20 protein-coding genes and 1 pseudogene are annotated in these 16,502 nt (G+C 39.7%); 7 read left to right on the top strand and 14 right to left on the bottom strand.

All coding sequences use genetic code 11. The annotated features are described in order from the left end of the window. The first annotated feature begins 76 nt into the window (after positions 1 to 76). The 4 genes from A6B41_RS09300 (at position 77) to A6B41_RS09285 (ending at position 2,799) form a co-directional block, all read left to right on the top strand. Positions 77 to 1,027: a beta-ketoacyl-ACP synthase III gene (locus tag A6B41_RS09300; protein WP_027073745.1), complete on the top strand. Its 951-nt coding sequence runs from the start codon at positions 77 to 79 to the stop codon at positions 1,025 to 1,027. Between the two features lie 9 nt (positions 1,028 to 1,036). Continuing rightward, positions 1,037 to 1,786, top strand: coding sequence for a tRNA (guanosine(46)-N7)-methyltransferase TrmB (gene trmB / locus A6B41_RS09295; protein WP_027073746.1), 750 nt, complete (start codon positions 1,037 to 1,039; stop codon positions 1,784 to 1,786). Positions 1,787 to 1,821: 35 nt separating this feature from the next. After that, positions 1,822 to 2,163 carry a YggL family protein gene (locus A6B41_RS09290; protein ID WP_027073747.1) on the top strand — a complete coding sequence of 114 codons (342 nt, stop codon included), beginning with the start codon at positions 1,822 to 1,824 and terminating at the stop codon, positions 2,161 to 2,163. Between the two features lie 102 nt (positions 2,164 to 2,265). Further along, on the top strand, positions 2,266 to 2,799 hold the full coding sequence (locus A6B41_RS09285; protein WP_027073748.1) for a YggT family protein: 534 nt from the start codon (positions 2,266 to 2,268) through the stop codon (positions 2,797 to 2,799). A gap of 58 nt (positions 2,800 to 2,857) precedes the next feature. On the opposite strand, the gene ykgO is transcribed toward A6B41_RS09285, so the two are convergent. Together ykgO and A6B41_RS09275 are read right to left on the bottom strand one after the other, a co-directional pair. Continuing rightward, positions 2,858 to 2,983, bottom strand: a complete 126-nt coding sequence (gene ykgO, locus A6B41_RS09280; RefSeq protein ID WP_027073749.1) for a type B 50S ribosomal protein L36 — start codon at positions 2,981 to 2,983, stop codon at positions 2,858 to 2,860. A gap of 9 nt (positions 2,984 to 2,992) precedes the next feature. Beyond that, the gene (locus A6B41_RS09275; protein WP_027073750.1) at positions 2,993 to 3,265 is read right to left on the bottom strand and encodes a type B 50S ribosomal protein L31; all 273 of its coding nucleotides are present in this window, start codon (positions 3,263 to 3,265) and stop codon (positions 2,993 to 2,995) included. A gap of 182 nt (positions 3,266 to 3,447) precedes the next feature. Here A6B41_RS09275 and rpe point away from each other — a divergent pair, with 182 nt between their 5' ends. Then, the gene (gene rpe / locus A6B41_RS09270; protein WP_027073751.1) at positions 3,448 to 4,125 is read left to right on the top strand and encodes a ribulose-phosphate 3-epimerase; all 678 of its coding nucleotides are present in this window, start codon (positions 3,448 to 3,450) and stop codon (positions 4,123 to 4,125) included. 195 nt (positions 4,126 to 4,320) lie between these two features. Beyond that, on the top strand, positions 4,321 to 4,551 hold the full coding sequence (gene acpP, locus A6B41_RS09265; protein ID WP_006249478.1) for an acyl carrier protein: 231 nt from the start codon (positions 4,321 to 4,323) through the stop codon (positions 4,549 to 4,551). 40 nt (positions 4,552 to 4,591) lie between these two features. Here the strand turns inward: acpP and A6B41_RS09260 are convergent. The 8 genes and pseudogenes from A6B41_RS09260 to truD form a co-directional block, all read right to left on the bottom strand. After that, positions 4,592 to 5,162 (bottom strand): annotated as a pseudogene (locus tag A6B41_RS09260) (DNA-3-methyladenine glycosylase I). Continuing rightward, on the bottom strand, positions 5,155 to 5,517 hold the full coding sequence (locus A6B41_RS09255) for a hypothetical protein (RefSeq protein ID WP_032847217.1): 363 nt from the start codon (positions 5,515 to 5,517) through the stop codon (positions 5,155 to 5,157). Before A6B41_RS09255 ends, A6B41_RS09260 begins: the two are co-directional and overlap by 8 nt. Before the next feature lie 81 nt (positions 5,518 to 5,598). Continuing rightward, entirely contained in the window at positions 5,599 to 6,858 is a 1,260-nt protein-coding gene (locus tag A6B41_RS09250) for a peptidoglycan DD-metalloendopeptidase family protein (RefSeq protein ID WP_027073753.1), read from the bottom strand. Between the two features lie 18 nt (positions 6,859 to 6,876). Further along, on the bottom strand, positions 6,877 to 7,083 hold the full coding sequence (locus A6B41_RS09245) for a hypothetical protein (RefSeq protein WP_027073754.1): 207 nt from the start codon (positions 7,081 to 7,083) through the stop codon (positions 6,877 to 6,879). 19 nt (positions 7,084 to 7,102) lie between these two features. Continuing rightward, positions 7,103 to 7,615, bottom strand: coding sequence for a LysM peptidoglycan-binding domain-containing protein (locus A6B41_RS09240; RefSeq protein ID WP_027073755.1), 513 nt, complete (start codon positions 7,613 to 7,615; stop codon positions 7,103 to 7,105). 16 nt (positions 7,616 to 7,631) lie between these two features. Continuing rightward, positions 7,632 to 8,216 (bottom strand): YqaA family protein, encoded by a 585-nt coding sequence (locus tag A6B41_RS09235; protein ID WP_027073756.1) that lies wholly within the window; start codon positions 8,214 to 8,216, stop codon positions 7,632 to 7,634. Beyond that, positions 8,203 to 8,985 (bottom strand): 5'/3'-nucleotidase SurE, encoded by a 783-nt coding sequence (surE, locus tag A6B41_RS09230; protein ID WP_027073757.1) that lies wholly within the window; start codon positions 8,983 to 8,985, stop codon positions 8,203 to 8,205. Before surE ends, A6B41_RS09235 begins: the two co-directional genes overlap by 14 nt. Before the next feature lie 131 nt (positions 8,986 to 9,116). Beyond that, complete coding sequence (gene truD / locus A6B41_RS09225) at positions 9,117 to 10,136, bottom strand: tRNA pseudouridine(13) synthase TruD (RefSeq protein WP_027073758.1); 1,020 nt, start codon at positions 10,134 to 10,136, stop codon at positions 9,117 to 9,119. Positions 10,137 to 10,295: 159 nt separating this feature from the next. On the opposite strand from truD, the gene tpiA reads away from it, so the two are divergent. After that, positions 10,296 to 11,087 carry a triose-phosphate isomerase gene (gene tpiA, locus A6B41_RS09220; protein ID WP_027073759.1) on the top strand — a complete coding sequence of 264 codons (792 nt, stop codon included), beginning with the start codon at positions 10,296 to 10,298 and terminating at the stop codon, positions 11,085 to 11,087. Positions 11,088 to 11,229: 142 nt separating this feature from the next. On the opposite strand, the gene A6B41_RS09215 is transcribed toward tpiA, so the two are convergent. The 4 genes from A6B41_RS09215 to gshAB all read right to left on the bottom strand — a co-directional run bounded on the left by A6B41_RS09215 (position 11,230) and on the right by gshAB (position 16,435). Then, a complete protein-coding gene (locus A6B41_RS09215) occupies positions 11,230 to 12,066 on the bottom strand; it encodes a PTS mannose transporter subunit IID (protein WP_027073760.1) in 837 nt (278 codons plus the stop codon). A 13-nt stretch (positions 12,067 to 12,079) separates the two neighbouring features. After that, positions 12,080 to 12,880 carry a PTS mannose/fructose/sorbose transporter subunit IIC gene (locus tag A6B41_RS09210; RefSeq protein WP_027073761.1) on the bottom strand — a complete coding sequence of 267 codons (801 nt, stop codon included), beginning with the start codon at positions 12,878 to 12,880 and terminating at the stop codon, positions 12,080 to 12,082. Positions 12,881 to 12,891: 11 nt separating this feature from the next. Further along, positions 12,892 to 13,869, bottom strand: coding sequence for a PTS mannose transporter subunit IIAB (gene manX / locus A6B41_RS09205; protein WP_027073762.1), 978 nt, complete (start codon positions 13,867 to 13,869; stop codon positions 12,892 to 12,894). Between the two features lie 289 nt (positions 13,870 to 14,158). Then, positions 14,159 to 16,435, bottom strand: coding sequence for a bifunctional glutamate--cysteine ligase GshA/glutathione synthetase GshB (gene gshAB, locus A6B41_RS09200; protein ID WP_027073763.1), 2,277 nt, complete (start codon positions 16,433 to 16,435; stop codon positions 14,159 to 14,161). Positions 16,436 to 16,502 lie beyond the last annotated feature (67 nt).

The following is a 16,502-nucleotide window of genomic DNA, read 5'->3' as shown; positions in this document are numbered from 1 at the left end:
TAAAGTCTGTATATTTCCGCATTTTCAAGCTATAATAACGGATTACCATTTAATCGATTGAGAATAATAAAAATATATGAATAGCAAAATTTTAGCAACGGGGAGTTATTTGCCGGCTTATGTGCGTACTAATGCAGAGTTGGAGAAAATGGTAGATACCTCTGATGAATGGATTGTTACCCGTTCAGGCATTCGCGAACGCCGTATTGCCGGAGCAGATGAAACCGTTGCCACAATGGGCTTTGCAGCCGCTCAAAAAGCTTTAGAGATGGCACAAATTGAGGTCAATGAAATTGATTTAATTATTGTCGGTACTACAACCAATTCACATGCTTACCCTAGTGCAGCTTGCCAAATTCAAGGTTTGCTGGGTATTGAAGATGCGATTGCTTTTGATGTGGCAGCGGCTTGCACGGGATTTGTGTATGCTTTAAGCGTGGCCGATCAATTTGTGCGTAACGGCAAAGTGAAAAAAGCCTTGGTTATCGGCTCAGATATTAATTCCAGAATGTTGGATGAAACCGATCGTAGTACTGTTGTTTTATTTGGTGATGGTGCTGGAGCCGTGATTTTAGAAGCAAGTAATGAGCCGGGGATTCTTTCAACCCACTTACATGCTTCAGCAGATTTAGAGAATAATCTCACTTTAAAAAGCCAAAAACGGGGTGAAGATCGTTCAGGCTTTATTGAAATGCAGGGCAATTCTACTTTCAAGATAGCGGTTAATCAGCTTTCAAGTGTAGTGGAAGAAACGCTTGAGGCAAATAATTTAGAAAAATCGGATTTGGATTGGTTGATTCCTCATCAGGCAAATTTGCGTATTATTTCTGCAACAGCTAAAAAGTTAGATATGGAAATGGAGCAAGTAGTAGTTACATTAGATAAGTATGCTAACACCAGTGCTGCGACAGTACCTGTTGCTTTAGATGAAGCTGTACGTGACGGACGTGTTAAACGTGGTCAGTTATTACTCCTTGAGGCATTCGGTGGTGGCTGGACTTGGGGTTCTGCGTTGGTGAAATTTTAAGGCGAGATGATGTCAGAAAAACAGACTTTTGCAGATAAAAAACGTAAAACCGTAGAGCAAGCTGAATTTACCGAAGATGGTCGTTATTTACGAAAAGTGCGTAGCTTTGTGTTACGTACAGGTCGTTTAAGCGATTATCAGCGTGATATGATGAATAATAACTGGGCAAATTTAGGCTTAGATTATCAATCAACCCCCTTTGATTTTGCACAAATTTTTGGTAATAACAATCCGGTTGTCTTGGAAATCGGTTTCGGTATGGGTAGATCGCTGGTGGAAATGGCGGAACAAAACCCGAATCGTAACTACATCGGTATTGAAGTTCACACCCCGGGTGTGGGGGCTTGTATTGCTTATGCGTTAGAGAAGGGAGTAAAAAACCTACGGGTTATTTGCCACGATGCGACTGAAATTCTGCGAGATAGTATTGCAGAAGGTACTCTTGGCGGCTTGCAGTTGTATTTTCCGGATCCTTGGCAAAAAGCAAAACATCATAAACGCCGTATAGTGCAGCCTGAGTTTATTACACGTGTACTGGCTAAATTAAGCCCAAATGGCTTTATTCATTTTGCGACCGATTGGGAAAATTATGCCGAGCATATGCTTGAAGTGCTTCGTCAATTTGAGGCAGAGCTAGAGAATACATCGGCAAGCAATGATTTTATTCCACGTCCGGATTTCCGCCCTTTGACCAAGTTTGAAGAGCGCGGGCATCGTTTAGGACATGGCGTTTGGGATTTATATTTTACCAAAAAATAATTTATAGTTTATTCATTCAAAAGAGGAGAATAGCAATGGCTATCCAACGTAACGCACGTCAGCGTAAAAAAATGCACTTAGCGGAATTCCAAGAGTTAGGTTTTTTAGTGAAATTCAGCTTTGCTGAAGGTACGGGGATCGATCAAATTGATTTAGTAGTAGATCGTTTTATTGATGAAGTAATTAAAGTAAACGGCTTAGCACTAGAAGCGAACGGTTACTTAAATTGGGAAGGTTTAGTTTGTTTAGAAAAATTAGGCAAATGTGATGAATCTCATCGTCAATTAGTAAAAAACTGGTTAGAAAACAATGGGTTACAAAATGTTCAAGTAAGTGAATTATTTGATATTTGGTGGGATTATCCTGTTCAAGCTTAATTATTTGGATAAACAAGCGGTCATATTTTTCTGAAAATTTGCAAAATTTTTTAAAAAAACGACCGCTTTTTTTATTTTAAAGCATAAAAAAGAGAGAAATAGATGGAATTTTTAGCCCCTGTTATTTCATTAATTGTTGGCTTTCTAAGTTTTGTTTTGGTGCTCAGAGCGTGGTTGCAATTTTGTCGAGTTGATCCGCGTTTGCCGCTTTCTCAAACATTACTCAAAATCACAGAGCCTCTGGTTCATCCTGTAGGCAAACTGATTCCAACTATCAAAAATATCTGTTTTCCGGCATTACTAATTGCCGCGGCATTGGTCACCCTGCAATTTATCTTATTTGGTATTGATTTACCGCGAGCTGTATTAATAGGCTTATTAAGTGTGGTGAAAACTTTCGGACAGATTCTGTTTTTTACCACCTTAATTCGTGCTTTAATGAGTTGGGTAACTCAAGGTAATCACCCTTTAGACTATACAGTTGCACAAATTACCGAGCCGGTTTTAGTCTTTATTCGTAAATTATTACCGAGAACGGGAATGCTGGATTTTTCGGTAATGGTACTCGGATTTGGTTTATTAATGTTAAACAGCGTGTTCTTTAAAATTTTCGGTGGTTTATGGGCTGCTGCTTAAGTAAAAAGTGATAAAAGTAAAAATCCGCAAGTTTCATAAGATACTTGCGGATTTTTTATTAACGTTGACGTGCTTTAAATCTTGGGTTAGTTTTGCAAATCACATACAGCTTACCTTTACGTCTTACAATTTGGCAATCAGGGTGACGTGATTTTGCTGATTTGAGTGAATTTAAGATCTTCATTTTGTTCCCTTATTTTTTATTTGTTAGTGTCGATGCAAAACCTTTAAATCTATCTTTAAACTGACTTGCACGACCTTCAGTATTTGCTTCACGGCGTTTACCTGTATACACAGGGTGAGATGCTGATGAGGTATCTAGCGTATAAAGCGGATATTCTTTGCCGTCTTCCCATACCATTGTTTTAGTTGTTGCAGCACAAGAACGAATAATCCAGCCTTGTTGCACAGAGCCATCATAAAACAATACTTCACGATAATTTTCAGGATGAATCCCTTTTTTCATATTTTCTCCAAGAAATTTTATAACCATAATTAAATTATGGTAAATATCATATACGAAATTTTTTATTTAATCCATAATTTTTTTATGGTGTTTGAAAATAAAGTGAAATTTTAAAGGATAGATACTCTGTTCAATTTTAAAAGTATGGTAATCTAACCGAAAAAATATAATGGAGGCAGATAATGAGCAAAAATCCTTATTTAATTGCACCTTCAATATTGTCAGCAGACTTGGCAAGATTGGGGGATGATGTGGCAGAAGTTTTAAATGCCGGGGCTGATTTAATCCATTTTGATGTGATGGATAATCATTATGTTCCTAATCTCACATTTGGTCCGGCAATTTGTAAAGCCTTGCGTGATTATGGTGTCAAATGCCCTATTGACGTACATTTAATGGCAAAACCGGTTGAACGTTTGATCCCTGATTTTGCAAAAGCGGGTGCTGATTACATTACTTTCCACCCTGAAGCAACAGAGCATATTGATAGAACATTGCAGCTTATTCGCGATTCGGGTTGTAAGTCGGGATTGGTATTTAATCCGGCAACACCACTGAATTATTTAGACTATGTTATGGACAAGGTAGATGTCATTCTGCTTATGTCAGTGAACCCGGGGTTTGGTGGTCAATCTTTTATTCCTGCGACATTAGATAAATTAAGAGAAGCCCGTCGTCGCATTGATGAAAGTGGCTATAATATTCGCTTAGAAGTTGATGGTGGGGTGAAGATTAATAATATTGCAGAAATTGCAGCAGCCGGTGCGGATATGTTTGTTGCCGGTTCAGCAATTTTTGACCAACCAAACTATCAAGAGGTTATCCAGCAAATGCGTTCTGAGCTGGCTAAAGTTAGTTAAGGAATAATGAAATTTGATCTATCTCTATGGATTAAACTAAAACATAGTGATAGAATGGCAAACTAGATAACAGTTCTATTCTTGTGTATTTAAATAGTCTGGTTTGACCTTTTTATAAAAGGTTGTATTTGAGATTATTTAGATTACACTATTTAACTCTCGCACTTATGCGATATTCACTATAGGAAAAACAAAATGAGCATTGAAGAACGCGTAAAAAAAATCATTGTTGATCAACTTGGCGCGAAAGCAGAAGACGTGAAACCTGAAGCTTCATTCATTGAAGATTTAGGTGCTGACTCTTTAGATACAGTTGAATTAGTAATGGCTTTAGAAGAAGAATTCGATATCGAAATTCCGGATGAAGAAGCTGAAAAAATTACAACTGTTCAATCAGCAATTGATTACGTTCAAAACAATCAATAATCTGAATAGATGTTAGGCGACCAATTGGTCGCCTAATTTTTTATCTGCTTTTACAAAAGCACTCATTAAGATGAGTCATCTATCAGCCCCATTGATTGCATAAAGGCATAACAAGTTGTTTCGCCTACAAACACGAAACCTCGTTTTTTTAATGCTTTCGACATTTTGATAGATGTTTCGGTTTTAGCTGCAATAGCATCAATTGTTGGCACATCATTAATTTGTGGTTGGTGATTTACGAAAGCCCAAATAAAATCGCTAAAATCCTCACCTTTCTCCTGCATTAAAAGATAAGCCTTAGCATTTTTCACAATCGCTTCAAGCTTGGCTCTGTGGCGGATTAGCCCTGCATTTCCCATGAGCAAATCAATATCTTGTTCAGTCATTTGGGCAATTTTGGTAGGTGCAAATTGATGAAACGCTTGGCGGTAGGTTTCTCGTTTTTTTAGAACGGTAATCCAAGAAAGTCCGGCTTGTTGTCCTTCCAAACAGATTTGTTCAAATAATTTTTGGCTATCAAATTGTGGCTTCCCCCACTCTTGGTCGTGATAGTTTATATAAATATCGCTTTCACCACACCAATGGCAGCGAATGAGGTTATCTTTAGTCATATTTTTGAAGTTTCCAATAGTCGGTTGTTTTCATCAGGCGGATTTTACTATCTTTTGAAAGATAGCCACCTTTTACCACATCTAAAATCGTATTTTCAGGTAAATCGGAAGCAAAGATTTCGGCTTGCAATTTATCTTCAGATAAGATCACATAAATAGCTGATGTGTTGTTTTGTGGGGCGTCTAACTTGATATCTGCCACATTAGAAGGTTGCACACAAGCTTGCTTTAAAAAAGAGTATTGCTGTCCAGATTCGGTTAAACAACCGTGGGCATCTTTTTGACCTCCGATTGAGTCATCTGAGCAAGCGGTAAGGATAGCGGCAAGTGCAATCGTTGAGAGTAGAGATTTCATTTGCAAAACTCTTATAAAAATTAACCGCTTGTCATCTTCTCAGATGAATACAAGCGGTTAAATTAGGCTAAAAATTTACCATTATTTTCTTGGTAAATAGCGAGTAGGATCTACAGACTTACCTTTGTAACGAATTTCAAAGTGAAGCTTGTTGGTATTGGTGCCGGTGCTACCTAAGGTTGCAATTTTTTGACCGGCTTTAATCGTGTCTTGTTCATCAACTTCAATGGTATTGTTATGGGCGTAGGCACTTAAGAAGTCATCGTTATGCTTAATAATGATTAAGTTACCATAACCTTGTAAAGCATTACCTGCATATACCACTTTACCTGAAGCGGCGGCACGGACATCTTGCCCTTTTGCGCCTGCAATATCTAGGCCTTTATTACCACCTTCTGCTGATGAGAAACCGGAGATAACTCGTCCATTTGTTGGCCACTGCCATTTAATTGAGGAAGCTGGCGCAGCAGCCGTATTAGTATTTTGCACGTTACTGTCTCCTGCTGTTGCTCGGATTGTTGAAGCAGATCTGGATTCAGCTTGATCAATTGTGCCAACACTTGCAGTGACGGTCGGTGTTACTGTCTCTGTGGTTGCTTTAATACTATTATTCTGTGCGACGTCAGAATTTCCCGTACTTGCTTTTACAGGTCCGGTAATATTACCGTCAGAAGCGTAAGTTGTGCCGTTTGCACCTTGTTGATAAGTAATCTGAGGTTCAACAGGAACTGTTACCTTTTCTTCTACAGTAATAGTTTCAGTGGCTGATTTGCCGGTTTTGATTTTTTGTCCAACAGTTAATTGATATGGCTCGCTCATATTGTTTAGAGCAGCAATTTCTTTTACATCTTTACCCACGATATAGGCGATTAGGAACATGGTATCACCTTTGCGAACAGTATAAGTTGAGCCATCGTAGAACCCTTTTTGAATTTGGTTATACATTGGTGCATTGTTGGCATCACGTGGGATCTCAAAGTTCTGGTCGACTTTTTTTTCCACTTTTTTCGTTTTTTTCACAATCTTGGTTGTGGTAGTCGGCTGTGTAGGTTGCTCTGCAATCACAGGGTTTATTGCTACCGATTGTGGAGCTGGAGCAGAAACAGGCTGAGAAATAGGCTGTACCGGTGTCGTATTCATTGAGCTAGGCATTGGTGTGCTTTGAATATCAGACTGCCAGCCACCTGTTGAGTTAATTGACGTGGTTGTATCAACAGGCTGCATAACACCAGGGCTAAGTTCCGTATTACCTGACGCGTTGACTACCGGTGCCGGATTATTCGAAGAGCAAGCGGCTAAGATAGTAGAAACCAGAGGTAAAAGAATAAATTGCTTTTTCATTAAATAGTTATCCTAAAATTATTTCATTGTTGCCGGCATAGGGGTTGATTGAATATCAGTTGGCCAGCTATAACTGCCTGCACTTGCTCCTGAACCGGCAACAGGCTCCATCGTACCTGACGGTAATTCATTCGGATCATGTGGTACTGTTTTAGGTTTAAGTGCGGTTGTGCAAGCGGTTAAAAACGCGCAAGAAATTGCAACTGCAATCAAAGATGCTTTCATTAAATACCCTTGTTTTTGATTAACGTACACGTAATACTTGACCAACTTTTAAGCTGGAACCGGCATTTAGTCCGTTTAAATTAGCGATATGGCTTGCGTTAGTCCCGGTGAGATAGCCGATTAAATAAAGCGTGTCACTTTTCCCTACAGTATAAGAGTTATCGGTATAGCAGCCTTTAGTAATTTGCGAATAGATTGGTGCATTGTTGCCATCTCTTACAACTTGGCAATTGCCGACAGTTTCCACCTGTGAACCGCCGTAACTATTGTCTGCTGCAGGCATAGGAGCCGGGGCAGGCACAGCAGAGATTGGCTGCGGAGCTTGGTAGGTCGGTTGTGAATAACTTGGTTGAGTCACAACAGGTTGGCTCATTGATGCTGGCATCGGTGCAGTTTGAATGGAATCAGCCGATTGCCAAGTTGCATTTGCATCTGTTGTTTCTACGCTTGAGGTAGTTGATTCACCTGAATTATTTGAACAACCAACTAATGCAAATGAAACAAGTGATAAAACAAAAAGTGATTTTTTCATTTTTTATCCTTAAAATTTATTTCGTTAATATATAAATTATATAGGCAACAACGGCTAATGCGATTGTGCCCCAGCCAATTAATTCAATTGAACGGCGAATTCTCACCTCATATTTTTTGCCGCCCCAAGCAGAAAGCTTGGCGACTAATATAAATCTTGCAAAACGAGAAATTGCAGAGGTAATCACAAACGGGAAAAATGCCATTTGCATCACACCTGCACACACAGTAAAGACTTTATAGGGGATTGGTGAGAATCCGGCTAAAAATACTACAGCAACTCCCCAGGTTTCAAACCAAGATTTCGCTTTATCGAAGTTAGGCTGCATTCCCCAGCTTGCGATTAACCCTTCTACCCAATTAAAAGCATATAAACCGATAAAATATCCGATAATACCGCCAAGTACAGAGGCTAGCGTTGTATAAGCGGCATATTTAAAGGCATTTTGCGGTTTTGCCATTGACATGGGAATGAGCATCACATCTGGCGGAATCGGGAAGAAAATCGCCTCAATAAAACTGACAAAACTCAGCCAAAATGCCGCTAAACGGTGTTTTGACCATTCCATTGTTTTGTCATAAATTTTCTCAAACAGTTTCATTAAAAATGCCTTTTAAAGTTGCAATCGTTTTATGAGCGGTCATATCCACTTGGACAGGCGTAATTGATACACAATCGCGATTTAGTGCATAAAAATCAGTGCCGTAGCTCTCATCTAAAGGCGCACCGGTTACACCAATCCAGTAAACATCAGCATTGCGAGGATCTTTTTGCTTCACAATTTCTGCTGCTGGTGAACGCTCACCTAAGCGTGTAATCATAGTGCCTTTTAATTCTGAATAAGGCAAATTCGGAACGTTTACGTTTAGCACATGGTTAGATGGGAAAACTTGCGTTTTCATTTTTTCCAATAAATCTAATACAACCAAAGCTGCTGTCTCGAAATGATTCTCTCCATCTAAAAATGAAGAGTGTTGGCGGCCAACGAGCGACACGGCAATGCTTGGTAGCGGTAAGTGTCGACCTTCTAATGCAGCTGCAACTGTGCCGGAATAGACCACGTCGTCGCCTAAATTTGCACCGTGATTAATGCCTGAAACCACTAAATCAAATGTTTCTTTACCCTTAAATAAGCCATTTAGGGCTAAATGGACGCAGTCTGCCGGAGTACCGGCGATAACCGCATAATTGTATTCATCAAAACGGTGTACACGCAAAGGATCAACCAAGGTTAAACAGCTTGAGGCTGCACTACGGTTGCGATCCGGAGCAATGATTGTCACTATATGTCCGGCTTCACGTAATGTTTTAGCTAAGGTTTGGATGCCGACTGCATGAAAGCCGTCATCATTACTAATTAAAATTCGCATATTTTCCTTTAGATCTTACATCTTAATAGATTCTAAATATAAAGATCGTGATTCTAACAATTTTTGGACAATTTTTTTAGTCTAAAAGTGCAAAAAGCGGTAAGATTTTGTTAAAGTTTTGCAAATTATGCCTATTGATCGTTTTCTTCGGCTAGCTGAATTAACTCTCTTACCAGCCCTGTGGCATAGCTACCCGATTCTAAAAAGAATGTTAGGCGTAAGCCCTCTTGTTCAAATTGCCATGTTAAATTTTTCGGTTTGCATAACATTGCGCGGCGAGCAGTATTCATTCGCTCTTTTTTCATCAATTCTACGAGAGTAGCATGTTGTTCGATAATTTGCCTTTCTGTCGGATTCGCTACTGCCTCCAGCGATTTTTCTCCAATCAGTGGCGCACTTAGTAGCACATCGTTTTGCGTTAAACGAAGCTGAGTTTCTTCAACTTCTTCCTTTTTAACACAGAAAAAGCTGTTCGAGCCGGCAAGTTGAACATAGTCATTTTCCAGCACTTTATTCATTAAACCATCGGCAATACGTTGTGAAACCACTAAGTTAAAGACCTCGCTACGGGCTGCAGAGAGATAAAAACTGCGTTTTTTACGATCTTTTACTGTAATTTCACCCCTAGCCCAGCGTAGAGCTTGAGTTAAATTATGTCCGTCTCGCCCGAAACGTTGTTCGGTAAAATAATTGGGAAATCCGACCGCTTGTAATTGGTGTAAACGTAAGATTAAATCTTCATTTTCTTTCACATCACGCAAAAGTAACTCAAAATGATTGCCCAACAGTGACCCCACTCGGATTTTGCGGTTATGGCGAGTCACCTCTAGAATTTCCACACCTTCGCATTTAAAAGTAGAAAAATCCGGTGTTTCTTTGCCGGCTAAATGTAAGCAAAACCATTGTTCTGTCACTGCATGGCGGTCTTTAAGACCGGCATAGCTCATCTCTCTTTCTGAAATTCCAACGAACTTTGCTAATTTTTCACCTACAAAAAGAGTATTGGCATTGGTTTTACGGATTTTCACTATAACGAATTCACCTTCACCGGCTAAATCATAGCCTAATTCTTCACGTACGATAAAGTCTGTGAATTCTGCTTTTAAACGTCCCAATACCTGTGGGGCAGAGTATAAATAATTCAGTTGCATAGCCTTAGTTTCTCATAATCAAAAGATAATAGAACATTATACGTTAAAGCTTCGATCTAGATCAGAAAAAGCAAAATAAAAAACAACAAAATACGTTTAAAATTTGGTATAGTTCGTAGCGGTTTTAATCTTTAAATTAAACTTAATAGGAGAAACAAAATGGCACGTCGTCCACTTGTAATGGGTAACTGGAAATTAAATGGTGATAAAGCATTCACTAAAACGTTAATTGCTGATTTAAAAGCAGAATTACATGGCGTTGAAGGCTGTGATGTCGCAATTGCACCACCGGTGATGTATTTAGCTCATGCAGAGGCTGCACTTGCAGGTTGTGGCTGTGGTTGTAATGATAAAGGCTTGATCGCTTTAGGCTCACAAAACGTTGATGTGAATGTAAAAGGTGCGTTCACCGGCGATATTTCACCGGAAATGTTAAAAGAGTTTGGGGCGAAATATATCATTATCGGTCACTCAGAACGCCGTACTTACCACAAAGAAAGCGATGAGTTTATTGCACAAAAATTCAAAGTATTAAAAGATGCGGGTTTAGTGCCAGTGTTATGTATCGGTGAATCTGAAGCAGAAAACGAAGCCGGCAAAACAGAAGAAGTGTGCGCTCGCCAAATTGATTCTGTAATCAATGCGTTAGGCGTTGAAGCGTTTAACGGTGCGGTGATTGCGTATGAGCCAATCTGGGCAATCGGTACCGGAAAATCAGCGACTCCGGCGCAGGCGCAAGCAGTTCACGCATTTATTCGTGGTCATATTGCAGCGAAATCTCAAGCGGTAGCGGATCAAGTAATTATTCAATACGGTGGTTCGGTAAATGATGCGAATGCGGCCGAATTATTTACTCAACCGGATATCGACGGTGCATTAGTAGGTGGTGCTTCGTTAAAAGCGCCTGCATTTGCTGTGATTGTGAAAGCGGCAGCTCAAGCTAAGGCATAATTTTTACTAATCATTCTGCAACAAGCGGTCATTTTTCTTTGAGTTTTTGCAAATTGCTTAAGAAAAATGACCGCTTGTTATTTTTTATGTATGTAAAAAAACGCTTGGTTTCCCAAGCGTTTTTCATAGCGTTCATTTGCAATTAAGAGAGTGCGCCTGTCGCTGCACCTAAAATTCCAATTACAAAGAATCCTAAGATAATCCAAATTGCATTAACACGATTACGTAATAACCACATACAAGCGAAGGTTAACAGTAATGGTAACAAGCCCGGCATTAAGCTATCTAAGATGCTCTGCACAGTTGTAATTTCCGTTGTGCCATCTTGTTTCTGAATAGTAGAAAGTACAAGAGGTACGTTAATGCTTGTCCATTTTTGTACTAAAGCCCCCATAATAAACAGACCTAAGATTGATGCCCCTTCGGTTAATTTCTGAAGAAGTCCACCGCTCATATCTTGAACAACATCTAAGCCTTTTTTATAGCCGTAAACAACACCATAGTAACGGCTTGCCAAGCGAACAAGGTTGAATAATACGAAGAAGAGAATCGGACCTAAAATATTACCGTTTAATGCGAGACCCGCACCTAAGGCTGCAAATACCGGGCGAACTGTTCCCCAGAAAATTGGATCACCTACCCCTGCAAGCGGTCCCATTAAACCTACTTTAATACCATTGATAGCAGCATCATCAATTTCTTTACCGTTGGCACGTTCTTCTTCCATTGCAATAGTTACACCTAAAATTGGTGCTCCTACAAATGGCTGGGTATTGAAAAATTCAGAATGACGTTTAATCGCAGCTTTACGACCCAGGTCGTTCGGATCAGGGTATAAGCGTTTAATTACAGGCACCATAGCGTAAGCAAAGCCTAATGCCTGCATACGTTCGAAGTTCCATGAACCTTGGAATAAATTTGAACGACGTACAACAGCATTCAAATCGCTTTTTGTTACTTTTTTGATTTCAGTTGTCATATTGAATGCCCTCTTAGTCTAAGCGGTTGTCTAAATCATTTTTCTGGGTCGCGGCTACTACAACTTGTTGACTTTTGTTGTATTTTGGATGCATATGGATGTAAATCATCGCTGTTACTGTACCTAGCACACCAAGAGCAACAAGGTTGAAATCGGTAAAACCTGCAATCACAAAACCTGCAAAGAAGAATGGCATTAAGTGTCCTGCACGCATCATATTAATAACCATTGCATAACCTACTACTGCAATAAATCCACCTGCAATTTTAAGACCGGTTGTTACGACTTCCGGAATTGCATTTAACATTGTTTGTACTGCATCGGTACCTGCCGTTAATGCTACGATTAAAGCCGGGATTGCAATACGCATTGCTTGTAGTAATAGTGCTCCACGATGTAACCAGTCTAGTCGGCTTAAGTTACCGTCTTCGATAGATTTATCGGCGGCGTGTTGGAAACCAACGGTAATTGCACGTACTACATAGGTTAATACTTGACCTGCTGCGGCAAGGGGAATAGCAATCGCAATACCGGTTGAGATATCTTGGCGGCCAACAATCACTAAAATAGTCGATACAATTGAAGCTAATGCCGCGTCTGGTGCAACAGCAGCCCCGATATTCATCCAGCCTAGTGCCAATAGTTCTAATGAGCCGCCGACAATAACACCGGTTGTCACATCACCTAATACTAACCCAATCATTGTACAAGCAATAAGTGGGCGGTGAGTTTGCCACTCATCAAGAATTGAACCCATACCGGAGATACAGGCAACGAGGAATAAAAGCACAATTTGTAATGCTGAGAGTTCCATATTGATTTCCTTTAAATTAAGTTATGTTTTTTCAATAAATCCATCATATATTGACGGCTATCGCTTGATACTTTACGTACCTCTAATTCAACACCTTTAGCATCAATTGCTTTAAATGCATTAATATCTTGTTGATCCACTGCGACAGCGTGGCTGACCATTTTTTTCCCTTCTTTATGGGAGATGCCGCCAACATTGATGCTACTAAGTGGAATTCCACCCTCTATGAGAGCTAATACATCAGTTGGATTTGTAAATAAAAGCATGACACGATCGTTGGCATATTCAGGGTTGTTGTACACTCGAATCATTTTAGCGACATCAACTACGTGGGCAGTAACACCAAGTGGTGCAACGCTTTTTAGCATGGTAGTACGGACACTATCTTTTGCTACTCCATCATTAACGACAATAATACGGCTAACTTTGCTTTCTTTCGTCCAAACTGTCGCAACTTGGCCATGGATAAGGCGATCATCAATACGAGCAAGAGCAATTGTCATACGGCGACCATCATCAATAATTTCAGGTTGCGGTGCTACCGTTGCTTCTTGGGCTACTGTAGGCTCAGAAGGAGTGGCTACTTCAGGTTGGTGATTAAGAGAGCGAATGCCTGTTGAGCCGGCTTCTAATGCCACCTCAACTAATTCTTCTAGAGATTCAACGTCATCGCGGGCCATACAAGTGTTGACTAACATTGGAATGTTAACACCTGCAACAACATCCATACCGGTTTTTCCATCTTGGAAACGGTTTGCGGCATTAAATGGACTACCGCCCCACATATCCACTAAAAACAGCACTTGATCGCAGTTTGATAATGGACCTTCAAGAAGGGCTTGATATTTACCCATTATAGTTTCTGCATTTTCTCCGGGAACAAAATCAATGTAGGCTACATTTTCTTGTTCCCCGATTAACATCTCAGTGGTTTTGAGAAGTTGTTCTGCAGCAACACCATGGGTCGCTACAATAATAGCAATGCTCATGTATTACTCCTTTAGAGGGATTTAAGTTTATTTAACGGGCGTGATTTTAATATGATAATTATTTTAAACAATAAATTAATTATGAAAGTGTGATCTATATCACAGATGTTAAAATGCTTTGCCTGTAAAATGGTCAAAATGTATTTTGTTTATAACATATTTGTAACAAACGACTATTTTATATAGGGTGATTTGAGAGGGCGGAATCTCTATTTGGAGTCCTGTTATACTTAGGTAAGATTGAGGGTAATTGCATAAGCAATTACCCCTAATTTGAAATGAGAGAAAACTAAGATCTAATTTCCGGAAACAGCATCTTAATGATAGCTTTTGTTAAGCGCCGAGATTTTCCTTGATAAGGGAAAATATGCATCATCATCATTGGATTGAAATTTGCTTCGATAACGCCCCAAGAATCAAGATTAGGCTGTGCAGGCTGAGTGAGATCTTGAATGATTAAATCCACCCCGCAAACTTTAGCTCCCATTGCATGAGCAATGCCGACAGCAAGTTGTTTATAGCTCTCATGCATTTGGTCAGTCATATCAATGGAATCTCCACCGGTACTGATATTAGAGTTAGCCCTTAGTTGTGCTACCTGATCTTTTTCCGGTATAGAATCGACGGTTAAGCCTTGTTCTTTGAGCTGTAGTTGCTCAATTTCACCTAAGGCAATTTTCTTAAGCGGGGTGCGAGAACCATCGCCACGTAGAGGATCAGTATTTTTCATTTCTACTAATTCCTTCACGCTGTGAATACCGTCACCAATGACGTTTGCCGGCACTCGCAGCAGGACTGCTAAGGTTTCATCACCTAAGACAAAAAAGCGATACTCAGTACCGATCAAATAATCTTCTACCATCACTTCTTTATCTTCACGGAAGGCAATTTCAATAGCTTTTGCAAAATCTTCTCGATTTTTAACCGCTTGTTGGAAAATAGTAATGCCCAAACCGTAGTTAGTGGATTTGGGCTTAATCACCACTGCTTTTCCCTCAAAAAGCGGATAGTGAGCAACAGCCTGTTCAATTGTGGTAAATTCCACACTTTTCGGCACATTAAATCCGGCTTTTGCCAATACTTTTTTGGTCACGACTTTGTTTTCCATAATCAACGGCGAAATATATTGATCGTGGCTGGTCATATTGCCGTTTTTCACATATTCCAAATGATTGCCAAATTGGAGGGCAAGGAATTGGTCGTTTTCGTCTAATAATTCGACATTAATACCTTGTTGAATCAAATCAAAGAATAGCGCTTGGGTAGAAAGTTCCATATTGTCAAATGCAGATAAAGCATAAAAACGATCGAAGGCTTGAGCTTTATAATCTTGGGCTAATTTTGCACCTAAAGATTTATAGCTGCCAAATTGCTCTATAGCCTTAATTAAACGTCCATTAAGTGTTTTGCGAGGATCGGCAAATTGGGATAATTTTTCACGCACGAGAGCCTTTATTTCCTCTGAGGCATTTAATTCGTTCAGCATTACCAAGATTTGCGTTAAGATGGTTTCCCCTTCGGCTCGGAAAGCAGTTTCAGTACGAGGATCTTCCAACGCCACTTGGTAAAGTGTCTGTTTGCCGATTTCTACCTCTTTTTGACCGCTTGTTTCTTCCAGCCAAAGCATGCCAAGTAAGAAATAGTGGATAAATTTTGCATCATCTAGCGTTATGCCGTAAGGCGCAAATGGATTTAAATCAAATAAGCGAAATTCAGCGTATTTCACACCACTTTCTAATAAATCACGTGCTTTTTTGCCACCACGTAAGCGCACGTTGGAATAGAATTCTTTCTCTGCAATTAACAAACCTTTTTCCACTTGAGCTTCAAGGCTTTCAACGTAGCTTTCCAAGCTATCGTGATTGACTACTACATTCGGCGAATTGACATAGCCATAAGGGCTGGAACGCAAACTACGGACTAATTGCCCCTCTGCAAGCGGTGATTTTCCGTAAAAATATTGCGATTCCACTGTTGGTGTAGCGGCAAGTAAGTAAAGCAAGATCCACTGATAACGCAAGAAGTTATTGGTAAGCTTCATATAAAGTGCGTTTTGGAAGGTTTTTAAATCTTGATATTCCGTTTGCAAAGCAAAGGCTTTTTCCACAAACTCAACGGAAAGTTGGAAATTATAATGTATGCCGCTGACCATTTGTTTATACTTACCGTAATTGGCAGATAGATGTTCTCGATATTTGACATCTTCCGGATTATCGAGCTGTGCTTCTTGAATCAGCTCTTCCGGTGGTAAGCCGGCAGGCATGCTCAATGGGAAGATATATTCATCTTCAGGCAAAGAGCGTAAAACCACTTCGTGAATGGCAGAAAGCCAGCGAAAAGTATCTTCCAATTTTGCATTGGGTGGTGTGATTAACTCTAATTGACTTTCGGCAAAATCAGTTTGGATATAAGGATGATATGAGCGATTACCAAAAATAGCTGGATGTGGGGTGGTGACAATATTGCCTTTAATATCAATACGTTGGCTCTCTTTTTCCAAACCAAAACAGCCTTGTTGGAATAGGAGTGCTAAATGATTTTCTCGGATAATTTGTTGTAATTTCATCATCTATCCTTTTAAAAAATGGAATGAATACCTTAGCACGATAACATAAATAAAAGGCTTAGTGAAA

The sequence above is a fragment of the Mannheimia granulomatis genome (assembly GCF_013377255.1).
Classification (GTDB): domain Bacteria; phylum Pseudomonadota; class Gammaproteobacteria; order Enterobacterales; family Pasteurellaceae; genus Mannheimia; species Mannheimia granulomatis.
This window is presented reverse-complemented; position numbering and strand designations above follow the sequence as displayed.